Origin of the sequence: Alistipes sp. Marseille-P5061, assembly GCF_900290115.1 — a bacterium.
Classification (GTDB): Bacteria; Bacteroidota; Bacteroidia; order Bacteroidales; family Rikenellaceae; genus Alistipes; species Alistipes excrementigallinarum.
The window spans coordinates 329,378-353,334 of the sequence record NZ_LT985749.1; the positions used below are offsets into that span (position 1 = coordinate 329,378).

The 23,957-nt window shown below is 65.6% G+C and carries 17 protein-coding genes; 7 read left to right on the top strand and 10 right to left on the bottom strand.

Annotation, left to right across the window (positions count from 1 at the left end):
* Positions 1 to 59 precede the first annotated feature (59 nt).
* Positions 60 to 2,300, bottom strand: a complete 2,241-nt coding sequence (locus tag C8267_RS05235; RefSeq protein WP_234025701.1) for a M3 family metallopeptidase — start codon at positions 2,298 to 2,300, stop codon at positions 60 to 62.
* A 207-nt stretch (positions 2,301 to 2,507) separates the two neighbouring features.
* Between C8267_RS05235 and C8267_RS05240 the strand changes: the two genes are divergently transcribed.
* The 3 genes from C8267_RS05240 to C8267_RS05250 are packed head-to-tail and all read left to right on the top strand — an operon-like array spanning position 2,508 to position 4,402.
* A complete protein-coding gene (locus tag C8267_RS05240; RefSeq protein ID WP_106633928.1) occupies positions 2,508 to 3,242 on the top strand; it encodes a 16S rRNA (uracil(1498)-N(3))-methyltransferase in 735 nt (244 codons plus the stop codon).
* Between the two features lie 33 nt (positions 3,243 to 3,275).
* A complete protein-coding gene (locus C8267_RS05245; RefSeq protein WP_087361595.1) occupies positions 3,276 to 3,833 on the top strand; it encodes a chromate transporter in 558 nt (185 codons plus the stop codon).
* A complete protein-coding gene (locus C8267_RS05250) occupies positions 3,830 to 4,402 on the top strand; it encodes a chromate transporter (protein ID WP_087361597.1) in 573 nt (190 codons plus the stop codon). Before C8267_RS05245 ends, C8267_RS05250 begins: the two co-directional genes overlap by 4 nt.
* 110 nt (positions 4,403 to 4,512) lie before the next feature.
* On the opposite strand, the gene C8267_RS05255 is transcribed toward C8267_RS05250, so the two are convergent.
* From C8267_RS05255 to C8267_RS05265, 3 genes are all read right to left on the bottom strand, one after another.
* Complete coding sequence (locus C8267_RS05255; protein ID WP_106633929.1) at positions 4,513 to 5,484, bottom strand: class I SAM-dependent methyltransferase; 972 nt, start codon at positions 5,482 to 5,484, stop codon at positions 4,513 to 4,515.
* 83 nt (positions 5,485 to 5,567) lie between these two features.
* The gene (locus tag C8267_RS05260; protein WP_162607748.1) at positions 5,568 to 8,633 is read right to left on the bottom strand and encodes a glycoside hydrolase family 2 TIM barrel-domain containing protein; all 3,066 of its coding nucleotides are present in this window, start codon (positions 8,631 to 8,633) and stop codon (positions 5,568 to 5,570) included.
* Positions 8,634 to 10,487 (bottom strand): peptidase U32 family protein, encoded by a 1,854-nt coding sequence (locus C8267_RS05265; protein WP_106633930.1) that lies wholly within the window; start codon positions 10,485 to 10,487, stop codon positions 8,634 to 8,636. It abuts the gene before it with no gap.
* A 126-nt stretch (positions 10,488 to 10,613) separates the two neighbouring features.
* Here C8267_RS05265 and C8267_RS05270 point away from each other — a divergent pair, with 126 nt between their 5' ends.
* The 3 genes from C8267_RS05270 (at position 10,614) to C8267_RS05280 (ending at position 13,937) form a co-directional block, all read left to right on the top strand.
* Positions 10,614 to 12,068: an arylsulfatase gene (locus C8267_RS05270; protein WP_106633931.1), complete on the top strand. Its 1,455-nt coding sequence runs from the start codon at positions 10,614 to 10,616 to the stop codon at positions 12,066 to 12,068.
* A gap of 239 nt (positions 12,069 to 12,307) precedes the next feature.
* Positions 12,308 to 13,579, top strand: coding sequence for a serine--tRNA ligase (gene serS, locus C8267_RS05275; protein ID WP_087361605.1), 1,272 nt, complete (start codon positions 12,308 to 12,310; stop codon positions 13,577 to 13,579).
* 190 nt (positions 13,580 to 13,769) lie between these two features.
* Positions 13,770 to 13,937, top strand: a complete 168-nt coding sequence (locus C8267_RS05280) for a DUF362 domain-containing protein (protein WP_087260820.1) — start codon at positions 13,770 to 13,772, stop codon at positions 13,935 to 13,937.
* Positions 13,938 to 14,247: 310 nt separating this feature from the next.
* Here C8267_RS05280 and C8267_RS05285 read toward each other — a convergent pair whose 3' ends face one another.
* The 6 genes from C8267_RS05285 to cysS form a co-directional block, all read right to left on the bottom strand.
* On the bottom strand, positions 14,248 to 15,393 hold the full coding sequence (locus C8267_RS05285; RefSeq protein ID WP_106633932.1) for a hypothetical protein: 1,146 nt from the start codon (positions 15,391 to 15,393) through the stop codon (positions 14,248 to 14,250).
* 131 nt (positions 15,394 to 15,524) lie between these two features.
* Positions 15,525 to 16,880: an exo-beta-N-acetylmuramidase NamZ family protein gene (locus C8267_RS05290; protein WP_442778177.1), complete on the bottom strand. Its 1,356-nt coding sequence runs from the start codon at positions 16,878 to 16,880 to the stop codon at positions 15,525 to 15,527.
* 149 nt (positions 16,881 to 17,029) lie between these two features.
* A complete protein-coding gene (prfB, locus tag C8267_RS05295) occupies positions 17,030 to 18,142 on the bottom strand; it encodes a peptide chain release factor 2 (RefSeq protein WP_106633934.1) in 1,113 nt (370 codons plus the stop codon).
* A gap of 6 nt (positions 18,143 to 18,148) precedes the next feature.
* Positions 18,149 to 18,784, bottom strand: coding sequence for a cytidylate kinase-like family protein (locus C8267_RS05300; RefSeq protein ID WP_087361610.1), 636 nt, complete (start codon positions 18,782 to 18,784; stop codon positions 18,149 to 18,151).
* A 6-nt stretch (positions 18,785 to 18,790) separates the two neighbouring features.
* Positions 18,791 to 20,188: an MATE family efflux transporter gene (locus tag C8267_RS05305; RefSeq protein ID WP_087361611.1), complete on the bottom strand. Its 1,398-nt coding sequence runs from the start codon at positions 20,186 to 20,188 to the stop codon at positions 18,791 to 18,793.
* 232 nt (positions 20,189 to 20,420) lie between these two features.
* Positions 20,421 to 21,896, bottom strand: coding sequence for a cysteine--tRNA ligase (gene cysS / locus C8267_RS05310; RefSeq protein ID WP_106633935.1), 1,476 nt, complete (start codon positions 21,894 to 21,896; stop codon positions 20,421 to 20,423).
* 185 nt (positions 21,897 to 22,081) lie between these two features.
* Here cysS and C8267_RS05315 point away from each other — a divergent pair, with 185 nt between their 5' ends.
* Entirely contained in the window at positions 22,082 to 23,725 is a 1,644-nt protein-coding gene (locus tag C8267_RS05315; protein WP_106633936.1) for a DEAD/DEAH box helicase, read from the top strand.
* Positions 23,726 to 23,957 lie beyond the last annotated feature (232 nt).

The window sequence follows — 23,957 nt, forward strand, 5'->3', positions numbered from 1 at the left end:
ATTAGAAGTGCTTTTTTCATAAACGTTCCTGGGTTAGGGTTCTTTCCGATTGGGTTGCATTACTTTTTGAGCGTGGTCTTGAGACGCGCCGCCTGCGTGGGGCGGGGCCGGGCGCCGAGCGAATCGACGCTGCCGGCAACGGGACGCGCCGGGGCGTCGGGCATCGCCACGCTGTCGGCCGTCTGGGGCGGTTCGATGAAGCCGCGGGCCACGAGCAGCGCCGTCTTGTCAGGGTCGGCGCCGCGGAAGGCGCGGTAGAGGCTCATGCCGTCCTCCGAGCCGCCGCGTGCGAGCAGCTGGCGGCGGAAGCGCTCGGCCAGACGCCGGTTGAAGAGGTCGCCGCTCTGCTTGAAGGCCTGGAAGGCATCCTTGTCGAGCACCTCGGCCCAGATGTAGAAGTAGTAGCCGGCCGAATAGCCGCCGTCGAAGATGTGGCTGAAGTAGGGATAGCGGTAGCGCGGCTCGATTTGAGGCATCAGGTTGCGGCGCACGCGCAGGGCGTCGTGCTCGAAGGCCTCGACGTCGAACGGCTCGTACTTCTCGATGGAGTGGATGTCCATGTCGGTCAGGGCGGCGGCCACCAGCTCGGTGGTGTTGAAGCCCTGGTTGAAGTATTCGCTGCGGCGGATGCGGTCAATCAGGTGCTGGGGAATCACGTCGTCCGTGCGGTAGTGGACGGCGAACTGGCGGAGCATCTCGGGCTCGGTGACCCAGTTCTCCATAATCTGCGACGGAAGCTCGACGAAATCGCCCTCGACCTCCGACAGGCCGCGGTACTTCACGTCGTGGAAAAGGAAGTGGAGCGCATGGCCGAACTCGTGGAAGAGCGTCTTGGTCTCGTCGAGGGTCAGCAGCGCCGGAGTCGAGCCGGTCGGGCGGGTGAAGTTGCAGACGATGCTCAGCACGGGAGCCACGCGCTTGCCGTCACGGTAGACCTGCTCGACGTAGTTGCCGCACCATGCCCCCTGGCTCTTGCCCGGACGGGGGAAGTAGTCGAAGTAGAGCACGCCCAGATGGGTTTCGTCCTGGTCGAGCACCTCGTAGGCGCGCACCTCCTCGTGGTAGACGGGGGCGGCAATCGGCCGGAAGGTGATGCCGTAGAGGCGGTTGGCCAGGAAGAAGGCGCCGCTCTGCACGTTGTCGAGCGAGAAGTAGGGGCGCAGCATCTCCTCGTCGAGCGAGTAGTTCTTCTTGCGCAACTTCTCGGCATAGTACCACCAGTCCCACGACTCGAAGGTCGCGCCGGGCAAATCCTCGTGCAGCAGTTCGGTCATCTCGGCCAGCTCCTCGGAGGCGCGCTTCAGGGCGGGCTCCCACACCTGGTCGAGCAGCGAGTAGACGTTCGACACCGTGCCGGCCATCTCGTCCGCCACGACATAGGCCGCATAGGAGGGGTAGCCCAGCAGGTGGGCCTTCTCCGTACGCAGGCGGATGAAGTCGTTGATGAGCTGCTTGTTGTCGTACTGGTCGCCGTGGTTGCAGCGGTTCAGGTAGGCCTTGTAGAGCTCCTCGCGCAGCGCCCGCTTCGACGAATAGGTGAGGAAGGGGATGAGGCTCGGCTTGTGGAGCGTGAAGACCCACTTGCCGCCGCGGCCCAGCTCGTCGGCCTTCTCGCGCGCGGCGTCGCGCACGCCGGCGGGCAGTCCGTCGAGGTCGGCCTCGTCCGAAATCTCGAGCACGAAGTTGTTGTTCTCGGCCAGCAGGTTGCTGCCGAAGCGGACGGCCACGCGCGTCAGCTCCTCGTTAATCTCCTGGAGCCGTTTCTTCTGGGCCGGGTCGAGCAGCGCGCCGCTGCGCACGAAGCGGTCGTAGGTCTTCTGCAGCAGGCGGCTCTGCTCGGCGTCAAGGCCGAGCTCGGCGCGCCGGTCATAGACCGCCTTGACGCGGGCGAAGAGCTGCTCGTTGAGCAGAATCCGGTCGTTGTGGGCCGAGAGCAGCGGCAGCGCCTCCTCCTGGATGGCCTGCATCCGCTCGTTGGTCTCGGCGCCGCAGAGCATCTCGAAGACCAGCCGCGTCTGGGCCAGCATCTGGCCCGAGTTGTCGTAGGCCAGAATCACGTTCTCGAAGGTCGGCTCGTCGTTGTTCTCCACGATGGCGGCAATCTCGGCATCGTGCAGCGACATGCCCCGCTCGAAGGCCGGCATGAAGTGCTCGGAGTGGATTTTATCGAAGGGAGGTGTCCCGTAGGGGGTCTCCCACTCGGTGAAGAAGGGATTCTCGCCGCTCTGCTTCGAAGAGCCGCACGAGGCGAGCGTCATGAAAAAGGTACTCATCAGTAACAGTCCCGTAAAACGTTTCATCGTCGGTGAAATTCCTGTAAATTTTACTTAACTTTGCAGCGGCGCGGCCCCGGGCGGAGCGTTGCCTCCGCAAAGATAATCATTTATACCGATTATGCAACTCCGGAGCGCCTGCACGGCTCCCCCTGCGGGCGGAAAAAGCCCCGCGCCGCAGCCGTGCGGCCCCACCCCGCCGCGCGGCAGACAGACCATACCGAACAACCAGACATGCAACTCTTCTACGCTCCCGACATCACTCCGCCGCTCCACACGCTGAGCGAGGAGGAGTCGAAACACTGCGTGCGGGTGCTCCGCCTCGCATGCGGCGACCGGCTCCACATCACCGACGGGCGGGGTGAGCTCTACTGCTGCGAGATTGTCGACGACAACCCCCGGCGCTGCACCGTGCGCGTCGTCTCGACGCAGCACGAATTCGAGAAGCTCCCCTACGCCCTCACCGTGGCGTGCGCCCCGACCAAGAATACCGAGCGCTTCGAGTGGTTCCTCGAAAAGGCGACCGAAATCGGCATTGCGGCGATTCTGCCGCTCGAGACCGAGCACAGCGAGCGCCGCCTCTTCAAGGCCGAGCGCAGCGAGAAAATCATCACGGCGGCCCTCAAGCAGTCGCTCAAGGCCTACCGCCCCCGACTGGCTCCCCTCACCCCCTTCGCCGAGGCGGTCACGCGCCCCTTCGCCGGGCGGAAGTTCATCGCCCACTGCGCCCCGGCCCTCTCGCCCGCAGGCAAGCGCTATCTGGCGCAGACGCTCCGCGCGGGTGAGGATGCACTCATCCTGATTGGTCCCGAGGGGGACTTCTCCCCGGCCGAGATTGCGCTGGCGCTCGACCACGGCTTCGAGGAGATTACGCTCGGCGAACAGCGGCTGCGCACCGAAACGGCGGCCGTCGTCGCCACGGCGATGGTCTCGGTGGTCAACCACCTCGCCGCCCCCGACAACGAATAGACCGCCCGGCGGACAACAACACCCTTACACCCCATGCACGAACTTTTTGAACTCTTCCGCAGCTTCTTCCGAATCGGTCTGTTCACCTTCGGCGGCGGCTACGCCATGATTCCGCTCATCCAGGCCGAGGTCGAGCGCCACGCCAACTGGCAAATCGGCCGCACCGAATTCCTCGACCTGCTGACGCTGGCCCAGACCGTCCCGGGCCCCATCGCCCTCAACACGGCGGTCTTCATCGGCTACAAGTCGCGCGGCTACGCCGGCGCCGTGGCCACGACGCTGGGCATCATCGTCCCCTCGTTCGTCATCATCCTGGTCATTGCGCTGCTCTTCGCCGACGTCCGCCACAATCCGGTAGTTGACGCCGCCTTCAAGGGGATGCGTCCGGCCGTGGTGGCCCTCATCATCGGGCCGGTCATCTCGCTGGCCCGCGGCATGCACTGGTCGATGCTCTTCGTCATCGCCGGCACGGCGCTGGCCGTCTGGTACCTCGGCTGGTCGCCCATCTACATCCTGCTGGCCGCCGCCCTGACGGGCATCGGCTGGGTGCTCTACACTTCGAAAAAAGCCAAGAAACAAAACGACCGATGATATTTCTCCAACTCTTCATCAGCTATCTGAAAATCGGCTTCTTCGGATTCGGCGGCGGCTACGCCATGCTGTCGCTCATCCAGAACGAGGTGGTGGTCCAGCACGCCTGGCTCACCAACGCCGAATTTGCCGACATCGTGGCCATCTCGCAGATTACGCCCGGCCCCATCGCCATCAACTCGGCCACCTACGTCGGCTACTCGGTGGGCATCGAGGCCGGCAGCCCGTGGTTCGGACTGCTCGGCGCCTTCATCGCCACCTTCGCCGTCAGCCTCCCCTCGCTCATGCTCATGCTCCTGCTCACGCGCTTCTTCCTCAAGCTGCACAACAACCCGCTGGTCGAGGGGGCCATGAAGGGGATGCGCCCGGTGGTCATCGGCATGATTGCCTCGGCCGCCCTGCTGCTCATCGCCCCCCACAGCTCCGAGCCGGGCGACCAGAACTTCATCGACGCCTGGAGCTGGGTGCTCTTCGGCGGCGTCTTCATCGGCTCGCTGCGCAAGGTGAACCCCATTCTGCTCATCATCCTCTCGGCCGTGGCCGGCATCCTCATTTACTACGTCTTCTGAGCCGCCGCACGCCGCCTGATACCACCGAAAAAGGCTCCTCCCGACGCATCGGGAGGAGCCTCTCTTTTTCCTTCGTCCCGCTCCGCAGGGACGCCGCCCTCAGGGGCGGCTCAGCGCACGAAGCGGTAGTAGGTGCCCAGCGGCAGCTCCTTGCCGCCCCGGTCCGTGAAGGTCAGCTCGCCCCACTCCTCGTCGCGCGGCGCACCGAAGGCCTGACGCACGGCCGTGCGGGCCAGCGTCGACGAGAGCCCCATCGAGTAGAGGTTGAGCACCAGAAAGGCGTGCGCCGGCGCCAGCAGCCGGGCGCAGCAGTCGAGCATCTCGCCGATGTTGTCCTCCAGAATCCACTTCTCGCCGTTCGCGCCGCGGCCATAGGCGGGCGGGTCGAGGATGATGCCGTCGTAGCGGTTGCCGCGGCGCACCTCGCGCTGCACGAACTTCAGCGCATCTTCCACAATCCAGCGCACCCCGTCCAGACCGCTCAGCTCCATGTTCTCGCGGGCCCACGTCACCACCTGCTTCACCGAGTCGACATGCGTCACCTCGGCACCCGCGGCACGCGCCGCCAGCGTCGCACCGCCCGTATAGGCGAAGAGGTTGAGCACGCGCAGCGGCCGCTCCCCGGCCCCTTCACCGCCGGCCGCGGAAACCGCACCGGCCGCCCGACCGTTTCCGGTAGCCCGACCCTCCTCGGCGGGCACGGCGCCGCTCCGGCACCGCGTGCGGCAACAGTCGTAGATGAAGTTCCAGTTGGCCGCCTGCTCGGGGAAGAGGCCCACGTGCTTGAACGAGGTGAGTCCCAGCCGCATGCACAGCCGCATCGCCCCGTAGGCATACTCCACCGTCCAGCGGTCGGGCATCTTCGGAGCAAGGCGCCACTCGCCGCGCTCCTCCTGACGGGCATCGCGGCGGAACGAGGCGTCGGCCAGGCGCCGCCACTCCTCCTCGGGAAGCGACGGATGCCAGATGGCCTGCGGTTCGGGACGGCGCGTGACGAAGCGGCCGAAGCGCTCGAGCTTCTCGAAGGCGCCCGAGTCAATGAGTTCGTAGTCCCGGAAATCGGGGGTGAGTTGTCGTTGCATGGTTTTCGGAAAGGGGAAAAGGGAGCGGCCGCCGCCCGGTACGGACATGTACGGAGGGCACCGCTCCCGTGGATTCGAAGCTCTTATTTGCGCACCGGCGTCATGATGAAGCGGAAGGTGTAGTCACCGTAGGGCAGGCGGTACTGCTCCATGGGCAGCGCACCCCAGCTGTCGATGCAGCCGAGTCCCATCTGGCACAGGTCGAAGTTCACGAAGGTGGCACCACCGCCGACCAGCTGGCCCGAGTGGCGCTGCGGCGGGAAGTTCGTCACGTCGAGCTCCGCGGTGGCGTAGGGCAGCGCCGAGGCCGAGAATGGCTTCTCGGCGCGGAGCTCCAGACCCGAGCCCGACGAATCGAGCACCGCCCAGCGGCGCAGGTCGCTCCGCGTGCCCGACTCCTGCGGACGGACATACTCGTCGTGGTACTGCTCGTCAACCCGCTGCTCGTAGAGGCCGATATCGGCCGACGAGAGGCGGTCGGCATAGTTCTCGTGGGCGCCGCGGCCGTAGTAGCTCAGACGGTTGTAGCGCGGCTGCAGGGCCATGCTCATGCCGAAGCGGAAGAGGTTCGGAACCTCGGCCCGGGGGCCGGCCTCCATCCGCTCGACCACCTCCATCCGCCCCTCGCCGTTGATGCGGTAGCTCATCGTGAGCGTCGCCCCGACGGCGGGCATCGTATAGCGGCACTCGACGCGGGCCACACCCTCCTCCACCGTCGCGTCGAACGACTCGAGGCGCAGCTCGGGCTCTTTCCAGACGGCGTACTTGTACTGAAGGCCGGCGCCGAGGTCGTTCTCGGTCGGGGCGCGCCAGAAGTTGGGCCGCAGCTCGCTGTCGCGGGCCAGCAGTTCGCGCCCCTCGACGCAGTAGGAGCTGACGAAGCCCTCGCGCGAGAAGAAGATGCTCCAGTTGTCGCCCTCGACGCGCTTGCCGCGCTCCCAGACCGTAAGCTTCACGCCGCGGTCGCTCTTGGGCAGCACGCAGGCCGCCGCGCAGTCGTAGGGGCGGATTTCCAGTTGCTGACGGGCCACGACCGTGCCCGGGTCGAGCAGCGGCTGCTTCACCTTGAGGCGGTAGGCGACGTCAAGCAGCAGCTCGCCGGAGGCGGGGAACTCCCCGGCGTTGAAGCCCAGCGCATAGACGCGGCGCGACTGGGGCGCGACGTCGAGCTCCGTGATGCGGCCCGTGCGGATGACCGCGCCGTCGGCCTTGAGGCTCCACTCAAGCTCGTAATCCTCCAGCCCGATGAAGAAGTTCTCGTTGTAGACCTCCACTTCGCCCTTCGACAGGTCGACGGGCGAGGTCCAAATCGACTGATACTGGCGCTGCACCTCGTAGGCGTGGGGGTGCCACGTCCGGTCGGCGGCGATGATGCCGTTGTTGTTGAACGAGTTGTCCGTAGCGTCGTAGTTGTTGAAGTCGCCGCCGTAGCAGAACGACACGCGGCCGTTCGGCTCGTAGCGCGCAAGGCCCTGGTCGACGAAGTCCCAGATGAAACCGCCCTGGTAGGAGGGGTACTTGCGCACCAGGTCCCAGTACTCCTTGAAGCCGCCGAGCGAGTTGCCCATCGCATGGGCATATTCGCACTGAATCAGCGGCTTGGTCGGATTCGACGTGCAGTAGCGCTCGCACCACCGGTAGTCGCAGTACATCGGGCAGATGATGTCGGTGAAGTCGGACGGGGTCTCGAGGCTGTAGTCCACCGCACGCTCGTAGTGCACCGGACGCGAAGGGTCGTAGGCCTTGAGCCACTCGTAGCAGCGCTCGAAGTTGGGGCCCATGCCCGCCTCGTTGCCCATCGACCAGATGATGACCGAGGGGTGGTTCTTGTCGCGGCGCGCCATGCGCTGGTTGCGCTCCAGGTGCATCCGGGCATACTTCGGCTCGCGGGCCAGCGTCTGCTCGCCGTAGCCCATGCCGTGCGACTCGACGTTCGCCTCGTCGAGCACGTAGATGCCGTAGCGGTCGCAGAGGTCGTACCAGACGGGGTCGTCGGGATAGTGGCACGTACGCACGGCGTTGATGTTGAGCTGCTTCATGATGCGGATATCCTCCACCATCCGCTCGCGGCTGACCACATATCCGCCCAGCGGGTCCATCTCGTGGCGGTCGGCCCCCTTGATGAGGACCGGCTGCCCGTTGACGAGCAGCTGCGCGTTGCGGATTTCAACCCGGCGGAAGCCCACCGGCTGCTCAATCCGTTCGGTCGTCCGACGGCCGTCCGAGACGGCCAGTTCGAGCGTATAGAGATACGGAGTCTCGGCGCTCCACTTGACGGGGTTCTTCACCGCGAGCCGCACCTCGGAGCGGCCCCCCTTCGGCTGCGCGCTCCCCTCGGCCACGGCGACGCCCGACGCATCGCGCAGCGTCAGCTCCACGCGGCGCACCGTGGGGGTGGTCTCCAGCGCCACCCGCAGCGTGGCGTCCGTGTAGTCGTCGTCGAGCTCCGGCGTGACGAAGAGGTCCTCGAGGCGCGCCTTCTCGCGGGCACGCAGCTCGACGCCGCGCGCAATGCCCGAGAAGCGCCAGAAGTCCTGGTCCTCGAGGTAGGTGCCGTCGCACCAGCGGAAAACCTGCAGCGCCAGCAGGTTCTCACCCTTGCGCAGATACTTCGTCACATCGAAATCGGCCGACAGCTTGCTGTCCTCGCTGTAGCCCACAAAGCGGCCGTTGAGCCACACGTAGACGTTCGACGTGGCCGAGCCGATGCTCAGGCTGACATCCTTGCCCGCCCACGATTCGGGCAGGGTGAAGGTCCGGCGGTAGGAGCCCACGTGGTTCTCGGCATCGGGCACCTCGGGCGGGTTGTTGACGAAGTTGCCGCGCCAGGCGTAGCCGATGTTGACGTAAATCGGGTCGCCGTAGCCGTTCAGCTCCCACATTCCCGGCACGGGCATCCGCCCCCACGAGGCGTCGTCGTAGTCCGCGCGTTCAATACCCGAGGGGCGCTCCGAGGCGTTGCGCACCCAGTGGAAACGCCATACGCCGTCGAGCGACATCCGCTCGCCCGCCTCGAACGAGGCGCGCATCGGCAGACGGTTGACCTCGTTGACGGCCGGGTCCTGCCATTCGCGGCCCGTCTGGGCCACCGTGGCGAGGGGGCCGCACACGGCCGCCAGCGCCCAAAGCATCAGAAGTCTCTTTTTCATTTATCGGTTTGGTTTCGGTTTGTCGGTCTTCTCGTCGCGCGGACGCTCGGCAGAGCAATCCACCAGGCTCATCTCGCACCGCGCGCAGTCGAAGCAGAGGCGGTAGCGGTGCGAGCCCCGCTCCAGATAGAGGTCGCCCCGCAGGCGGGGGTGCTCCTTCAGGCATTCGCCGATTTCGCGGCGGATGCAGTAGGCCGAGCGCATCACCGTATGGCCCGCCGTCGAGGGGGCGAGGTCGAGGCCGCGCTCGATGCGGCGCACGCCGTGGGCCCGGTAAAACTCATCGGCCAGGTGGTTGGTGACGTTCTCCTCGGCCGTCAACGTATCCGACGGATAGCGCGCCGTGCCGTCGTCGGGCAGGATGCGGTGCGTGCGGGGAGCCTCGATGCGGAGGCGGCGCAGCCCGTCGAGCGCCTCGCGGCGCAGCTCGCCGAGGAGCGATGCCGGCACGAAGCGCACCGGCCCCTCGATGCTCACGTCGCGCACCTCGAAGATGGTGTCGCCGCAGCGGGCCGCCTGCGTGCGGAGCGTCCGCTCCATGGCGGCGACGTCGCGCGCCTCGTCGAAGGGTCCGTCGTGCCCGGCCGAAGCCTCGAACCCCTCGCAGTCGCGGTAGCTCAGGCGAAGCCCCCCGTCCATGAACTCCACGCGGGCCGTCACCGGAATGACGCGGCGCGTGCGGCTCCGCTCGAGGACCAGGTTGAAGCGCCGGTCGAAGTTGCGGTAGAGTTCCACCCCGGGGCGGATGCCCTCCATCCGGTTGGGGGTGATGCGCCGCCCCTCGACCGCGTTGACGTTGGTTCCCGAGGGCCCCCGTCCGGTCACGAAGCAGATGCCGTCACCGGGTGCCAACTCAACGTCGCCATCGAGGCGGAAACTGCGCGCGTCGCACGAGACGACGCGCCCCACGTACTCGCCCACCGACTTCGGCGTATCGAACGACGCCACACCGGCGCTCCGGCCGGCGAAGAAGTACTCCGAAGCGCCGCGCGTGAAGCTCTTGGCCGGGTCGGGACGGAAGTCGGGACGGCTCACGCCCACCGACGAGCGGCGCAGCTGCGGACGCGCGGCCAGCGCCTCGTCGACCGCGCGGCGGTAGTAGGCCACCACGTTGCGGATGTAGTTGATATCCTTCAGACGCCCCTCGATTTTGAACGACGTGACCCCGGCGTCGAGCAACTCGCCGATGTGCCCCGAAAGGTCGAGGTCGCGCACCGAGAGCAGATGACGGCCCGACAGGTAGCTCCTGCCGCGGCCGTCGGTCAAATCGTAGGTCAGCCGGCAGGGCTGGCTGCAGGCGCCGCGGTTGCCGCTGCGCTCCGACATCGAGCGCGAGAGGAAGCAGCGACCGCTGTACCCCACGCAGATGGCGCCGTGGACGAAACACTCCACGTCGGCCTTCGTGGCGGCCGCCACGGCCCGAATCTCCTCGAGCGAGAGGGCCCGTTCGAGAATCACCCGCGCAAAGCCGCAGTCGCCCAGGAAGCGGGCCTGCTCCGGCGTCATGTTGCACATCTGGGTCGAGGCGTGCAGCTCGACGGGAAGCTCCATGCGCCGCAGCGCCATGTCCTGCACGATGAGGGCGTCGACCCCCGCGGCGATGAGCGCACGGGCCTCCGCCTCGGCGTCGGCCAGCTCCCCGTCGAAGAGCAGCGTATTGAGCGTGGCGTGGATGCGCACGCCGTATTGATGGGCGTACTCCACGGCGCGGGCCACCTCCTCGACCGGGTTGCAGGCGCCGCGGCGCGCACCGAATTTCGAGCCGCCGATGTAGACGGCATCGGCGCCGTAGTCGACGGCGGCCATGGCGGATTCCAGGTCCCGGGCGGGAGCGAGCAGTTCAACGCTTTTCACGAGGGTTTCGGATTGATTTTCGGATATGACTTCAAGGGAACAAAGATACGCTTTTTTTCCGGTTCACGCCCGATTTCGGAATATAATCGCTAAATTAGCCTCCGCAACCAAAACCCCCACCGCACCATGACCACTCCCCTCCGAATCGGCGGCGCGCTGCTGCTCGGCGCAACGGCCTCGCAGCTGACGACCGCCTGCTCGCCCCGCAACGCCGAGGCGCCCCGCCGCCCCAACGTGCTCTTCATTCTGGCCGACGACCTGGGCTACGGCGACCTGAGCTGCTACGGGCAGCAGCGCTTCGCCACGCCCCACATCGACTCGCTCGCGCTCACGGGCATGCGCTTCACGCAGTGCTACGCGGGCACGACCGTCAGCGCCCCGTCGCGCTCGTGCCTGCTTACCGGCACCCACTCGGGCCATACCCCCGTGCGCGGCAACATCGAGCTGCCCCCCGAAGGGCAGTACCCGCTCCCCTACGGCGCCGCCGAGCTCTTTCGCATCTTCAAGCAGTCGGGCTACACGACGGGCGTCTTCGGCAAGTGGGGGCTGGGCTTCATCGGCTCGACGGGCGACCCGGCCAACCAGGGCGTCGACCGCTTCTACGGCTACAACTGCCAGCTGCTGGCCCACAGCTACTACCCCGACCACTTGTGGAGCGACTCGACGCGCGTCGAGCTGCCGGGCAACGACGGGCAGACCCCCTACGGAGCGGGAAGCTACGCCCCCGACCTGATTCACACCGAGGCGCTGCGCTTCCTCGACGAGCGCACGGCCGACGAGCCCTTCCTGCTCTTCTACCCCACGACCATCCCCCACGCCGAGCTGATTGTCCCCGAGGACAGCACCATCCTCCGCCTGCGGGGCCGCTTCGAGGAGACCCCCTACCGGGGCATCGACTCGGGTCCCGCCTTCCGTCGGGGCGGATACTGCTCGCAGGAGTACCCGCGGGCGACCTTTGCGGCGATGGTCACGCGGCTGGACCGCTACGTGGGCGAGCTGGTGGCCAAACTCCGCGAAAAGGGGCTGCTCGATAATACCGTCATCCTCTTCGCCAGCGACAACGGGCCCCATCTGGAAGGGGGCGCCGACCCCGACTTCTTCGACAGCAACGGCCCGCTGCGCGGCTACAAGCGCGACCTCTACGAGGGAGGCATCCGCGTGCCGCTGCTCGTCTCGTGGCCGGGACACGTGGCCCCCGGCAGCCAAAGCGACTTCGTATGCGCCTTCTGGGACCTGCCGGCCACCTTCGCCGAGCTGACGGGGCGCGACGCCCCGTCGGGCGACGGTCTGAGCCTCCTGCCGCTGCTCGAAGGGCGAATTGAGGAGCAGGCGGAGCACGACTACCTCTACTTCGGCTTCATGGAGCTCGACGGGCGTGAGGCCGTGCGGCAGGGGCCCTGGAAACTGCTCCACCTCGACATCCGCAGCGACGCCCCGCGCTACGAGCTCTACAACCTCGACGAGGACCCCGCCGAGGAGCACGACCTGGCGGCCAGCCATCCCGAAAAGGTCGCCGAGCTGCGCCGGCTCATGGAGCAGGCCTACGCCTCGGACCCCTCGTGGCCCCTCTTCGGGGAGTGAGCCCGGGCGGAAAGCGCACTTCGCCTCAGGCCCGCACGACGGAGGCCCGGCACGACCAAAGGAAGCGGCCGCACGGACCATCCGCCTCCGCAAGACTGCCGCGCCGCGGGAGACCGGCCGCACCTCCTTGCGAAAAATAAGCTCTGCCATCCAAAAAACGGGGCCCGGAGCGCCACTTTGAGGCGATTTTTACTAATTTTGCAGACTGAAAAGGGAATACACAACAAAACGAAGATACCATGCTTACAATCAAGCAACTGAGAGAAGACCCCCAGGCCGCCATCCGCAAACTCGCCAAGAAGGGCGTGGATGCAGCCCCGGTCATTGCCAAAATCGAGAAGCTCGACGACCGCCGCAAGGCCATCCAGGTCGAGCTCGACAACACGCTCGCAACCCAGAACAAGGCGGCCAAGGAGATTGGCATGCTGATGAGCCAGGGCCGCCGCGAGGAGGCCGAGGAGCGCAAGAGCTTCGTCGCCGGACTCAAAGAGCAGTCGGCACGCCTCAACACCGAGGCCAAGGAGGTGGCCGAGGAGCTGCAGGCCGCCATCGTCTCGCTGCCCAACTTCCCCGCCGACATCGTCCCCGAGGGACGCACTGCGGCCGACAACCTGGTGGTCAAGCTCGTCGAGAGCTACACCAAGCTGCCCGAGAATGCACTGCCCCACTGGGAGCTGGCCCGCAAGTACGACATCATCGACTTCGACCTGGGCGTGAAGCTCACCGGCGCCGGATTCCCCGTCTACAAGGGACAGGGCGCCCGTCTGCAGCGCGCGCTCATCAACTACTTCCTCGACTGCAACACCAAGGCCGGCTATCTGGAGGTCGAGCCTCCGGTGATGGTCAACGAGGCGTCGGGCTTCGGCACCGGCCAGCTGCCCGACAAGGAGGAGCAGATGTACCACGCCACGGTCGACAACTACTACATGATTCCGACGGCCGAGGTGCCCGTGACGAACATCTACCGCGACGTGATTCTCGACGAGAAGGACTTCCCGGTCAAGATGACCGCCTACACCCCCTGCTTCCGCCGCGAGGCAGGCTCCTACGGCAAGGACGTGCGCGGTCTGAACCGTCTGCACCAGTTCGACAAGGTGGAAATCGTCCAGCTCTCGCTGCCCGACCGCTCCTATGAGGCGCTCGACGGCATGGTGGCCCATGTCGAGTCGATTGTCCGCTCGCTCGGCCTTCCCTACCGCATCCTGCGGCTCTGCGGCGGCGACATGTCGTTCACCTCGGCGCTGACCTACGACTTCGAGGTCTACTCCGAGGCGCAGAAGCGCTGGCTGGAGGTTTCGTCCGTCTCGAACTTCGAGTCGTTCCAGGCCAACCGCCTGAAGCTCCGCTACAAGGATGCCGACAAGAAGATTCACCTGGCCCACACGCTCAACGGCTCGTCGCTGGCCCTTCCGCGCATCGTGGCCGCCATGCTCGAGGACTTCCAGACGCCCGACGGCATCCGCATCCCCGAGGTGCTGGTACCCTACACGGGCTTCGACATGATTCGCTAACCCACGCCGCCCGACCCCACAGGGCGGTGCCGGACCCCGAGGCCTGGCCCGTCCGGCGGCCGGAAAGCGTCGACACGACAAAGTGAGGCCGAGAGGATGCAATTCCCCATTACGGGAGATTTGTTTATCCGAGATATTTGCTTATCTTTGCTGACACAACAACACACATTAACCAATAAAATTTACTGCAATGGCTTACAAAATTACCGACTCCTGCGTAGCCTGCGGCACCTGCATCGGTGAGTGCCCCGTTGAGGCCATCTCGGCCGGCGACATCTACGTGATTGACCCCGACAAGTGCATCGACTGCGGCACCTGCGCCGGCGTATGCCCCTCGGAGGCTATCGTATCGGAGTAACACGAAGATTCGAATAGAAAATGCACCGTCCGGTTCCGTCCGGCGGTGCATTTTTTGTTTTTGTGGCCGGGCGGCGAACGACAAACGGTAGACGGCCGGCAGCGACTGACGACGTACGGCTGACGGCCCTGGCACTCCGCCCCGCGACCGTCGGCAGGCCCTTGGGGCATCAGCCCCGAGACAGGGGTTCGGATACAAAATCAAGGGTGCGTAAAAAACAAGTGAGCGGATACAAAAAAGAGAGGAACCCCAGTCGGAGTTCCTCCCTTGTCGTATCGCCCGCTAAGGAGCATGCTTCTCCTCGCGGAGACTATTTTGCTACGATGGCCGTACGAACCTCCTCGCTGAGCAGACGTACGGGATAGCCGGCCTTCTTGGCCTGGGGAGCAGCAAAGTAGGTGTGCAGACCCTTGCTCGAAGCTGCCGAACCACTCTTGGTGAGCGTGTAGGGGCCAATCGGGTAGTCATCAGCCGTAAAGCCGGCAGCCGGCTGGAACGTGTAGAACGAGTTCTCACCCTGAATCATGCCGAAGAAGTCGAACGTATAGACGGGAATCACGTCTCCGGTCGAAATTTCGAGCTGCTCACCGGTCACGGTAGCCGAGTTGCCGTCGGCACCCATTGCGCCAATCAGACCGTAGTAGTCACCCGAAACAACCGTCCACGAACCATTATAGCCGCAGACACCCAGATAGGTTACTATCAGCGACTCGCCTTGCGGGCCGGAAACCTCACCGAGCTCCTGCTCGTTCACGAAATAGAGACCTCCATCCTCAGCATTGAAGATGGCACCTACGGGCTGCTGTGCGGCCAGCATCGAGATACCCCAGCCGGTTACGGCATAGGTCTGGTCGGCATTAAGCTCGGCAATGCTTACCGTAAACGACATCGGGTCGCTGCCAATCAGCGAGCTCGTGCTGGTCACGTTCCACGTGCCAATCCATGCATTGTAGGCGTCGCTGCCCGTGCCCGGCGTTACGCTGCCGCCGCCACCGTTGGCCGTCGTTGCGGTTGCCGACTTCACGGCCGACTCGGTGCCGTTAACGGCATATACGGCGCAGGTATACTCCGTGTTGGGCTCCAGCTGCGTGAACACCAGGTCGAGACCCTGGCCCAGAGCGTTCTGAAGCTGCGAGCTGGTGAGTGCATTGCCTTCGGACTGAACCAGCTCCTCGAGCGTTGCGCTGTTCAGAGCGTTATTGAGTTCCGAGGTCGGTACCGTGAGGTATTTGGCCGACTCGGCATTCTTGAGCGTGAGCTTGAAGGTCAGCGAAGAGCTCTCCGAACCGGAGGTCTGAGCGCCGGTCAGCGTGATGGTCGGAGCCGTCTTGGGATCATCCCCGCCGCCGGGATTGGGGTTGGGATTGGGGTTGTCGTCGTCACCACCGCAAGCCGTGAAGACTCCGGCTGCAAAGATACCCATGAGGGCCATCTTGAAGAAATTCGTCATTTTCATACACTCGGGATATTTAAATTAGACAATGAAAATCGAGTATTAAGGGTTTGTTCACAAACAACGCTTTCACAAATATAGGAAAAAAATCTCCGATATATCTCTGCCGTTTCTTTTTTTTTCGACAATTTTATTCACAATTCCGAAGCCGGACCGTCGGGATAGAGCAGGTATTCAAGACGCATCGTGCGGTAACGGAGCAAATCGTCGTGCCAGCGGGCGCGCATCTGCTCCTCCGTGGCCCCCTCGAGTATCAGCGGACGGAGATACCCCACACCCACCAGCTTCTCGAACATGGGGGTGAAGAAGCGCTCGCCGAGCTCCAGCCCGTGACAGGCCTCGAGCAGCCAGCCGAGCGAGAAGCCTACCCCGGCGGCCTCCTCCTCGGAGAGCTTCCTCAGGTCGCGGCCGTGGCAGAGGCGCCCTTCGAGCGGCGGATGGGCCGCACCGGCCGTCGGGCGGGGCGTGAAGGAGAAGTCGCCCGCAAGGTCGGGGTGGCCGTAGCACTCGAACGGGCAGTCGGTACCGCGCCCCAGGCTGACGACCGTCCCCTCGAAGAGACAGAGCGAGGCGTAGAGGTAGACGGCCCGCTGCGTGCGGAGGTTGGGCGAGGGGGCGACGGGCAGCCGGTAGGGGGTAGCGTGCGTATAGCGGCGGCAGGGGACCACCTCCAGCGAGCAGGGCGGCGTCCACCCCTCGCCCACCGCCATCCGGGCAATCTCGCCCATCGTCAGGCCGTGCAGCACGGGCAGCGGCAGGGCTCCGACCCCCGAACGGTACTTCATGTCGAGCACCGGGCCGTCGATGTGGCGGCCGTTGGGGTTGGGTCGGTCGAGCACCACGACCGGAATTCCGTAGTCGGCGCACGCCTCCATCATCCTCAGCATCGTTATATAATAGGTATAGAAGCGCAGCCCGACATCCTGCAGGTCGACCACCAGCACGTCGAACGAGCGCATCGCCTCGTCGGAGGGGCGCTGCGTCCGGCCGTCATAGAGCGACCGAATCGGGACGCCGGTCCGGGCATCGACCGAGCTTTGGACGTGGGCCCCGGCGTCGGCCTCGCCGCGGAAGCCGTGCTCGGGCGAGAAGATGGCCCGGAGGTCGAAGCCGCATTCGTGGAGCAGGTCGACCAGATGGACCCACCCCTCGCCGGCGGGCGTCATCGCAAGCTGCTGCGAAGAGGCCGCAGGGGTTGCGGCGGAGGTTGCGGCGGAAGCATGTGCGGCGTCGCCCAGTTCAGAGCGGAGGGCCACCGAGGTATGGTTGGCCAGCACGGCCACGCGCCGGCCGCGCAGCAGCGGGAAGTAGGCCGCCGTATCGGTCATGCCGACCAACGGTCCGGCGTCGGTCGTCGCACGGGAAGGAGCCGCTGAAGCCGGCCCGTCACACGCCGTCTCCGCGTACGGCAGCAGCACCGCAGCGGCGGCCGTCTGCACCGCAACAAGGGCGCAGAGGCCCGTACACAACGCCGCAAGGAGGCTCCGCAGGCCCCGGCGGCAACGCAAGGTTGTCGAATGGTTCATCGCTTCAACACGTTTCAGAGGTTGTCCATGAAAAAAGATGCCGGCTCCTGCGACGAAGGCCCCGTTCCGCCGACGGGAACGGGGCCTTCGCGCATTACACTCCGGCCGCTGCGCTACGCCTCGCCGCCGAACTCCATCAGGTAGGCCTTGATGAAGGCGTCGATGTCGCCGTCCATCACCGCATCGACATCCGAGGTCTGCACCCCCGTGCGGTGGTCCTTCACCCGGCGGTCGTCGAAGACGTAGGAGCGAATCTGCGAGCCCCACTCGATGCGCTTCTTCGAGGCCTCCAGAGCCTGCTGCGTCGCCATGCGCTTGTCCAGCTCGCGCTGGTAGAGCTTCGACTTGAGGATGCGCATCGCATTCTCGCGGTTCATCAGTTGGGAGCGGGTCTCCATGTTCTCGATGAGGTACTCCACCGGCTCGCCCGTATCGGGGTCCTTGCCGTGGTAGCGCAGGCGCACGGCCGTCTCCACCTTGTTGACGTTCTGGCCGCCCGCACCGCTCGAACGGAAGGTATCCCACTCGATGTCGGCCGGATTGACCACAATCTCAATCGAGTCGTCGACCGCCGGCGAGACGAAGACCGAGGCGAAGGTTGTCTGACGCTTGTTGTTGGCGTTGAAGGGCGAGAGGCGCACCATGCGGTGGACGCCGTTTTCGCTCTTCAGATAGCCGTAGGCATAGTCGCCCTCGAACTCCAGCGTACAGGACTTGACGCCCACCTCCTCGCCGGCCTGGTAATCGAGCACCTTGACCTTGTAGCCGTGGGCCTCGCCCCAGCGCGTATACATGCGCATGAGCATCGAGGCCCAGTCGAGCGCCTCGGTGCCGCCCGCACCGGCGTTGATGTCCATGATGGCGCCCAGCTTGTCCTCGTCGCGGCGCAGCATGTTGCGCATCTCGAGTTTTCCGATGCGCTCGATTGTCTCGGCGTAGTGGGCGTCGAGCTCCTCCTCGGAGACGACCCCCTCCTTCACGAAGTCGGGCATCAGCTCGAGGTCCTCGACCAGCTTGTCCACGGCATCGTACTCCTCAATCCACGCCTTGATGCCCGCCACCTTGCGCAGCTGTTCGCGCGCCTTGGCGGGGTCGTTCCAGAAGTCGGGCTCCTGGGTCTTCTCCTCCTCGTTGCGCAGGTCTATCCGGCGCTGTTCGATGTCGAGACAGCGGTAGAGCGTATCGCGGCGCGCGGCCGCCTCCTTGATTTGTTCGGCAAGTACCATGATGTTTCAGAATCGGGTTTTGAGCTTCCGCGACGCAAATTCGAGGATGAAGTCGGCCGTTCCCTCCTCACCGCCGAGCGTCGACGAGTTGACACACAGGTGATAGGTGGCCGCTTCGCCCCACGTGCGGGAGCTGTAGTAATTGTAATAGTCGGCGCGGCTGGCGTCGGTCCGCCGCATCCGCGTGCGCGCCTCCTCGGGCGTGATGCCGTGCAGGCGGCAGAGCCGCTCGATGCGGTCCTCCTCGTCGGCCGAGATGAAGACGTTGACCGCGCGCGGATGGTCGCGCAGGATGTAGTCGGCGCAGCGTCCCACGAAGATGCACGACTCGCGTGCGGCCAGGTCGCGAATCACGTCGCTCTGGATTTTGAACAGCGCGTCGTTCGACAGCACGTTGGCCACCGTGGCGTTGTCGCCGCAGAAGGGGGCCCTCAGGTAGTAGACCAGCGACGAGAGCATGCCGCGCGACTCCTTCTCGTCGGCCTTCTCGAAGTGTTCGGGACGGATGCCGCTCTGGTCGGCCGCCAGGGCGATGAGCTGCTTGTCGTACATCCGGATGCCGAGCCGGCGGGCAAGAAGCTCGCCGACAGCCTTGCCGCCGCTGCCCAGCTGGCGGCCTATGTTGATTACGAACTTGTCCATATCGCGTTATTTTTGAGGTGCGGAGTCCGGCCCCACCAGGCGCCTGAATCCGCGCAGTTGATGCATCAGCATGAGGAAGGCGACGATGCTGGCCAGCAGGTCCGACAGCGGCATGGCGCACCATACGCCCCAGCTGCCGTTCCACTGCGTATACTGGTCGAAGAGCGGAGGCAGCAGCACGAGCCCCGGCAGCAGGAAGAGCAGCTGGCGCGAGAGCGACAGGAAGATGGCCTTGCCGGCCATGCCGATGCTCATGAAGAAGTTGGTGGCCACCATCTGGAAGCCGATAATCGGGAAGCAGACAAAGGTGATGCGCATGCCCTCGGCCGCCAGACGCACCAGCTCGGCATCCTTCGTGAAGAGCGAGACGGCCAGCCGCGGCATCAGCTCGCCCAGCAGGAAGCCGCACGTGGTGACGCACGTGGCGCCGATAGCCGTCAGCTTCAGCACCCGCAGCACGCGGTCGTACTGCTGCGCGCCGAAGTTGTAGCCGGCGATGGGCTGCATGCCCTGGTTGAGCCCCATGACCACCATCACGAAGAAGAAGGCCACGCGGTTGACGATGCCGTAGGCGCCGATGGAGAGGTCGCCGCCGAACTCCTTGAGCCCCTTGTTGATGAGAATCACGATGAAGCAGGCGGCCAGGTTCATCAGGAAGGGCGACATGCCGATGGCCAGGATGTCGCGCACGATTTTGGCATGGAGGCGGTAGATGCCGCGCCGGAAGTGGAGCAGCTCGCGCCGGTCGGAGAGGATGCGGAACTGCCACACGAGCGAGATGACCTGGGCAAGCACCGTGGCGATGGCGGCGCCGCGAATGCCCCAGCCGAAGCCGTAGATGAAGAGCGGGTCGAGCACCGTATTGATAACCACCGTATTGATGGTGGCGTACATCGCCTTGCGCGGGTGGCCCGAGGCGCGCAGCACGGAGTTCAGCCCCAGATACATGTGCGTGATAACGTTGCCCAGCAGAATCACGGTCATGTACTCGCGCGCATAGCCCACCGTCGCCTCGCTCGCACCGAAGAAGTAGAGAATCGGGTCGAGGAAGAGCAGCGTGACGATGCTGAAGGCCACGCCGATAATCAGATTGAGCATGAAGACGTTGCCCAGCACCTTGCCCGCCGTGTCGTAGTCGCGCTGTCCGAGGCGCATCGAGACGAGCGTCGCGGCACCCACGCCCACCAGCGAGCCGAAGGCCGCCGCGAGGTTCATCAGCGGGAAGGTGAGCGCCAGACCCGAAATGGCGAGCGGGCCCACGCCGTGGCCGATGAAGATGCTGTCCACCATGTTGTAGAGCGACGAGGCCGTCATGGCAATGATGGCCGGCACGGCATACTGCACGAGCAGTTTGCGAATACGCTCGGTTCCGAGCTCCATGGCCGCTCCCCTTATCTCCGTCATAACTTCTTCTCTCCTTTCTTTCCTTGCGTTGTCTCTTCCAGATGCGGATGCCCGCAGGCACCCCGTTGTTTATTTTTCCATTCGGGGGAGGAACCCCGGGCTCTCTTCCCGGCACGGACAGTCCCGTGGCGGAGCACTCCGGACGGATGGAGTCTCCGCCCCGGAGACCCTGCCCTCCGGAGAGCACACCTGCGCCCCGGCGGATGGATGCCGGGGCAGGGGTTCCGCAGCGCTACTCGAGCTCCCAGTCGCTGCCGTCCTTGCGGTCCTTGACGCGGATGCCGGCGGCGGAGAGGCCGTCGCGGATGCGGTCCGACGTGGCCCAGTCCTTGGCGGCACGCGCCTTGAGACGCTCCTCGAGCAGCAGCTCGACCAGCGGCGTCACGTAGTCGCGGCCCGAAGCGGCGCCGGCCGCCTTCTCGTCCTTCAGTCCGAGGATGCCGAAGACGTAGCGGTGCACCGTCGTGTGAAGCGCCTTGAGTTCCTCGGCCGAGATGCGCTGCTGCCCCTCGGCAATCTGGTTGATGATGCGCACCCAGTCGAAGAGGGCCGAGATGACCATCGGCGAATTGAGGTCGTCGTCCATCGCCGCGCGGCAGCGCTCCTCGAGCTCGGCCGGATTGACCGTCGAGGAGTCCGACGCCTTGAGGCGGTCGAGCGTCTCGACGGCCTTCATCAGACGGTCGAGCCCCTTCTCGGCGGCCTGCAGCGCCTCGTTCGAGAAGTCGAGCGTCGAGCGGTAGTGGGCCTGCAGCACGAAGAAGCGGATGGTCATCGGCGAGTAGGCCTGCGCCAGAAGGCGGTGGCGCCCCGTGAAGAGTTCCTCGAGCGTGATGAAGTTGCCCAGCGACTTGCCCATCTTCTGGCCATTGATGGTAATCATGTTGTTGTGGACCCAGTAGCGCGCCGAATCGTGGCCCAGAGCGGCCGTCGACTGCGCGATTTCGCACTCGTGGTGGGGGAACATGAGGTCCATGCCGCCGCCGTGGATGTCGAACCGCTCGCCCAGATAGCGCGTCGACATGGCCGAGCACTCCATGTGCCAGCCCGGGAAGCCGTCGCTCCAGGGCGAGGGCCACCGCATGATGTGTTCGGGCGAGGCCTTCTTCCAGAGGGCGAAGTCGTAAGAGTGGTGCTTGTCGCTCTGGCCGTCGAGCTCGCGCGTGTTGGCGACGATGTCGTCGAGGTTGCGGCCCGACAGGCGGCCGTAGTTGTAGGCGGCGTTGTACTTCTCGACGTCGAAGTAGACCGAACCGTTCGACACGTAGGCGTAGCCCGCATCGAGAATCCGCTTGACGAAGGCAATCTGCTCGATGATGTGGCCCGAAGCGCAGGGCTCGATAGAGGGCGTCTCGACGTTGAGCGCATCCATAGCGTGGTGGTAGCGCTCCGTATAGTAGTGGGCCACCTCCATCGGTTCGAGCTGCTCGAGACGCGCCTTCTTGGCGATTTTGTCCTCACCCTCGTCGGCGTCGTGTTCCAGATGGCCCACGTCGGTGATGTTGCGCACGTAGCGCACCTTGTAGCCCGAGGCCTTCAGGTAGCGGAACAGCAGGTCGAAGGTCACGGCCGGACGGGCATGGCCCAGATGGGGGTCGCCGTAGACCGTGGGGCCGCAGACGTACATCCCCACGCGGCCGGGGGTAATCGGCTCGAACACCTCCTTGCGGCGGGTGAGCGTATTGTAAAGCACGAGTTTGGAATCCATAGTGTCGGAATATTTTGCTACAAAAATAGGAAATATAATTCAGAGTGCGCCCAAAATCCGACAATAAATCCTACCTTTGCCGCGCCCCGACGGCCCCGCAACGCGCCGGCGGGGCCCTTTCGAGGCGACAGCGGCGGCAACGGCCGCAGAGGCTGCCGCCGCAAATCCCGCAGATTACAACACGCATGACATTCCACGACTTGGCACTGACGGCCCCACTGCAGAGGGCCGTCGAAGCAATCGGGTACGATACCCCCACCCCCATTCAGCAGCAGGCCATTCCGGCCGTGCTGGCCGGGCGCGACCTGCTGGGCTGCGCCCAGACCGGCACGGGCAAGACGGCGGCCTTCGCGCTGCCGCTCATCCAGCTGCTCGACTCCTCGCCCGCCCCGCGCGGACGACGCCCCGTACGGGCTCTGATTCTCACCCCCACGCGCGAGCTGGCCATCCAGATTGACGCCTGCTGCCGCGACTACGCCCGCTTCACGCGCATCCGCCACACGGTCATCTTCGGCGGCGTCAGCCAGCGGCCCCAGGTCGAGGCGCTCCAGCAGGGCGTCGACCTGCTCGTCGCCACGCCGGGCCGCCTGCTTGACCTGCTGGGGCAGGGGTGCCTCACGCTCGACGCCGTGCGCCACTTCGTGCTCGACGAGGCGGACCGCATGCTCGACATGGGCTTCATCCACGACATCAAACGGCTGCTGCCGCTGCTGCCCCGCCAAAAGCAGACGCTGCTCTTCTCGGCCACGATGCCGGCCGACATCGCCGCGCTGGCCGGGCAGCTGCTCCACGACCCGGTGCATGTGACCGTCACCCCGCCGGCCTCGGTGGTCGAGACCATCCGCCAGGAGGTCTACTTCGTCGAGAAGCCCGACAAGAGCGCCCTGCTTGCCGAGCTGCTGCGCCGGGCGCCGGAACGCTCGACGCTCGTCTTCGCCCGCACCAAACACGGCGCCGACCGCATCGCCCGCACGCTCACGCGCAGCGGCATCCCCGCGCGGGCCATCCACGGCGACAAGTCGCAGGGCGCCCGGCAGAAGGCCCTCGGCGACTTCAAGTCGGGCGAGCTGCACGTGCTGATTGCCACCGACATCGCCGCGCGAGGCATCGACATCTCGGAGCTGCCGCTGGTGGTCAACTACGACCTGCCGGAGGTTCCCGAGACCTACGTCCACCGCATCGGCCGCACGGGGCGCGCCGGATGCGAGGGGTGCGCCCTCTCGTTCTGCTCCGAGGAGCAGCGCCCGCTGCTGCGCGACATCGAGCGGACCATCGGACGCGCGATTCCCCACGCCGCGCCCCTCGCCGGCTTCGAGCCCACCGTCGAACCTGCCCCCGCACCGGAGCCCTACCAACCTGCCCCCGCAAAGGGCCCGGCCGCAAAGGGCTCTACGGCAAAAGCCGCCGGGGCTGCTCCCGCAAAGGCTGCCGCCAAGGGGCAGACCGTTTCCGCAAAAGCTGCTGCCGGAGGCGACCGGCCTGTCCCCGCAGCCTCCGCCCGACGTGCGGAGCACCCCACCGCTGCGGCACCCCGCCCCTCCGATGCGCAGCAACAATCCGGCACCCGCTCCGATGCCCGCCGAAGCCGTCGCCGTCGCACGGGAACCCACGCCGCACCGGCCGCAACCGGCCCCTCCGCACATGCCGCGCACCCGGTGCACCCCGCAGCGAAGAGCCAATACGCCGCAACCTCTCCACGCCCCGCCCGTCAGGAGCGGCAGGAGCGGCAGGAGCGTCAAGAGCGGCACGTGCATCCGGAGCATCAGGAGCGCCCCTGCGCGGAGCGCCCTGCCCGACACCGCAGCCACCGCCGTCCGGCAAAGCGGTGACGCGTGCCGCCGGGAGTGAACTTCCGAGGCAGAACAAGCACCTCCGGCGGAGGGACAGGCAGCACCCGACAAAACAGCGGTCCCCGGCGGCAGGGCTGGCCTCCTGCCGGCCGGTTGCGCGGCACCCGAACGACAAAATCGGCCCCGAGCATGGAACTTTCCGCCTTTGAGGGGTAATAACGATTGATTTTCGCCGTTAAATGATTACATTTGCAGGAAAAACTTGAGCTCA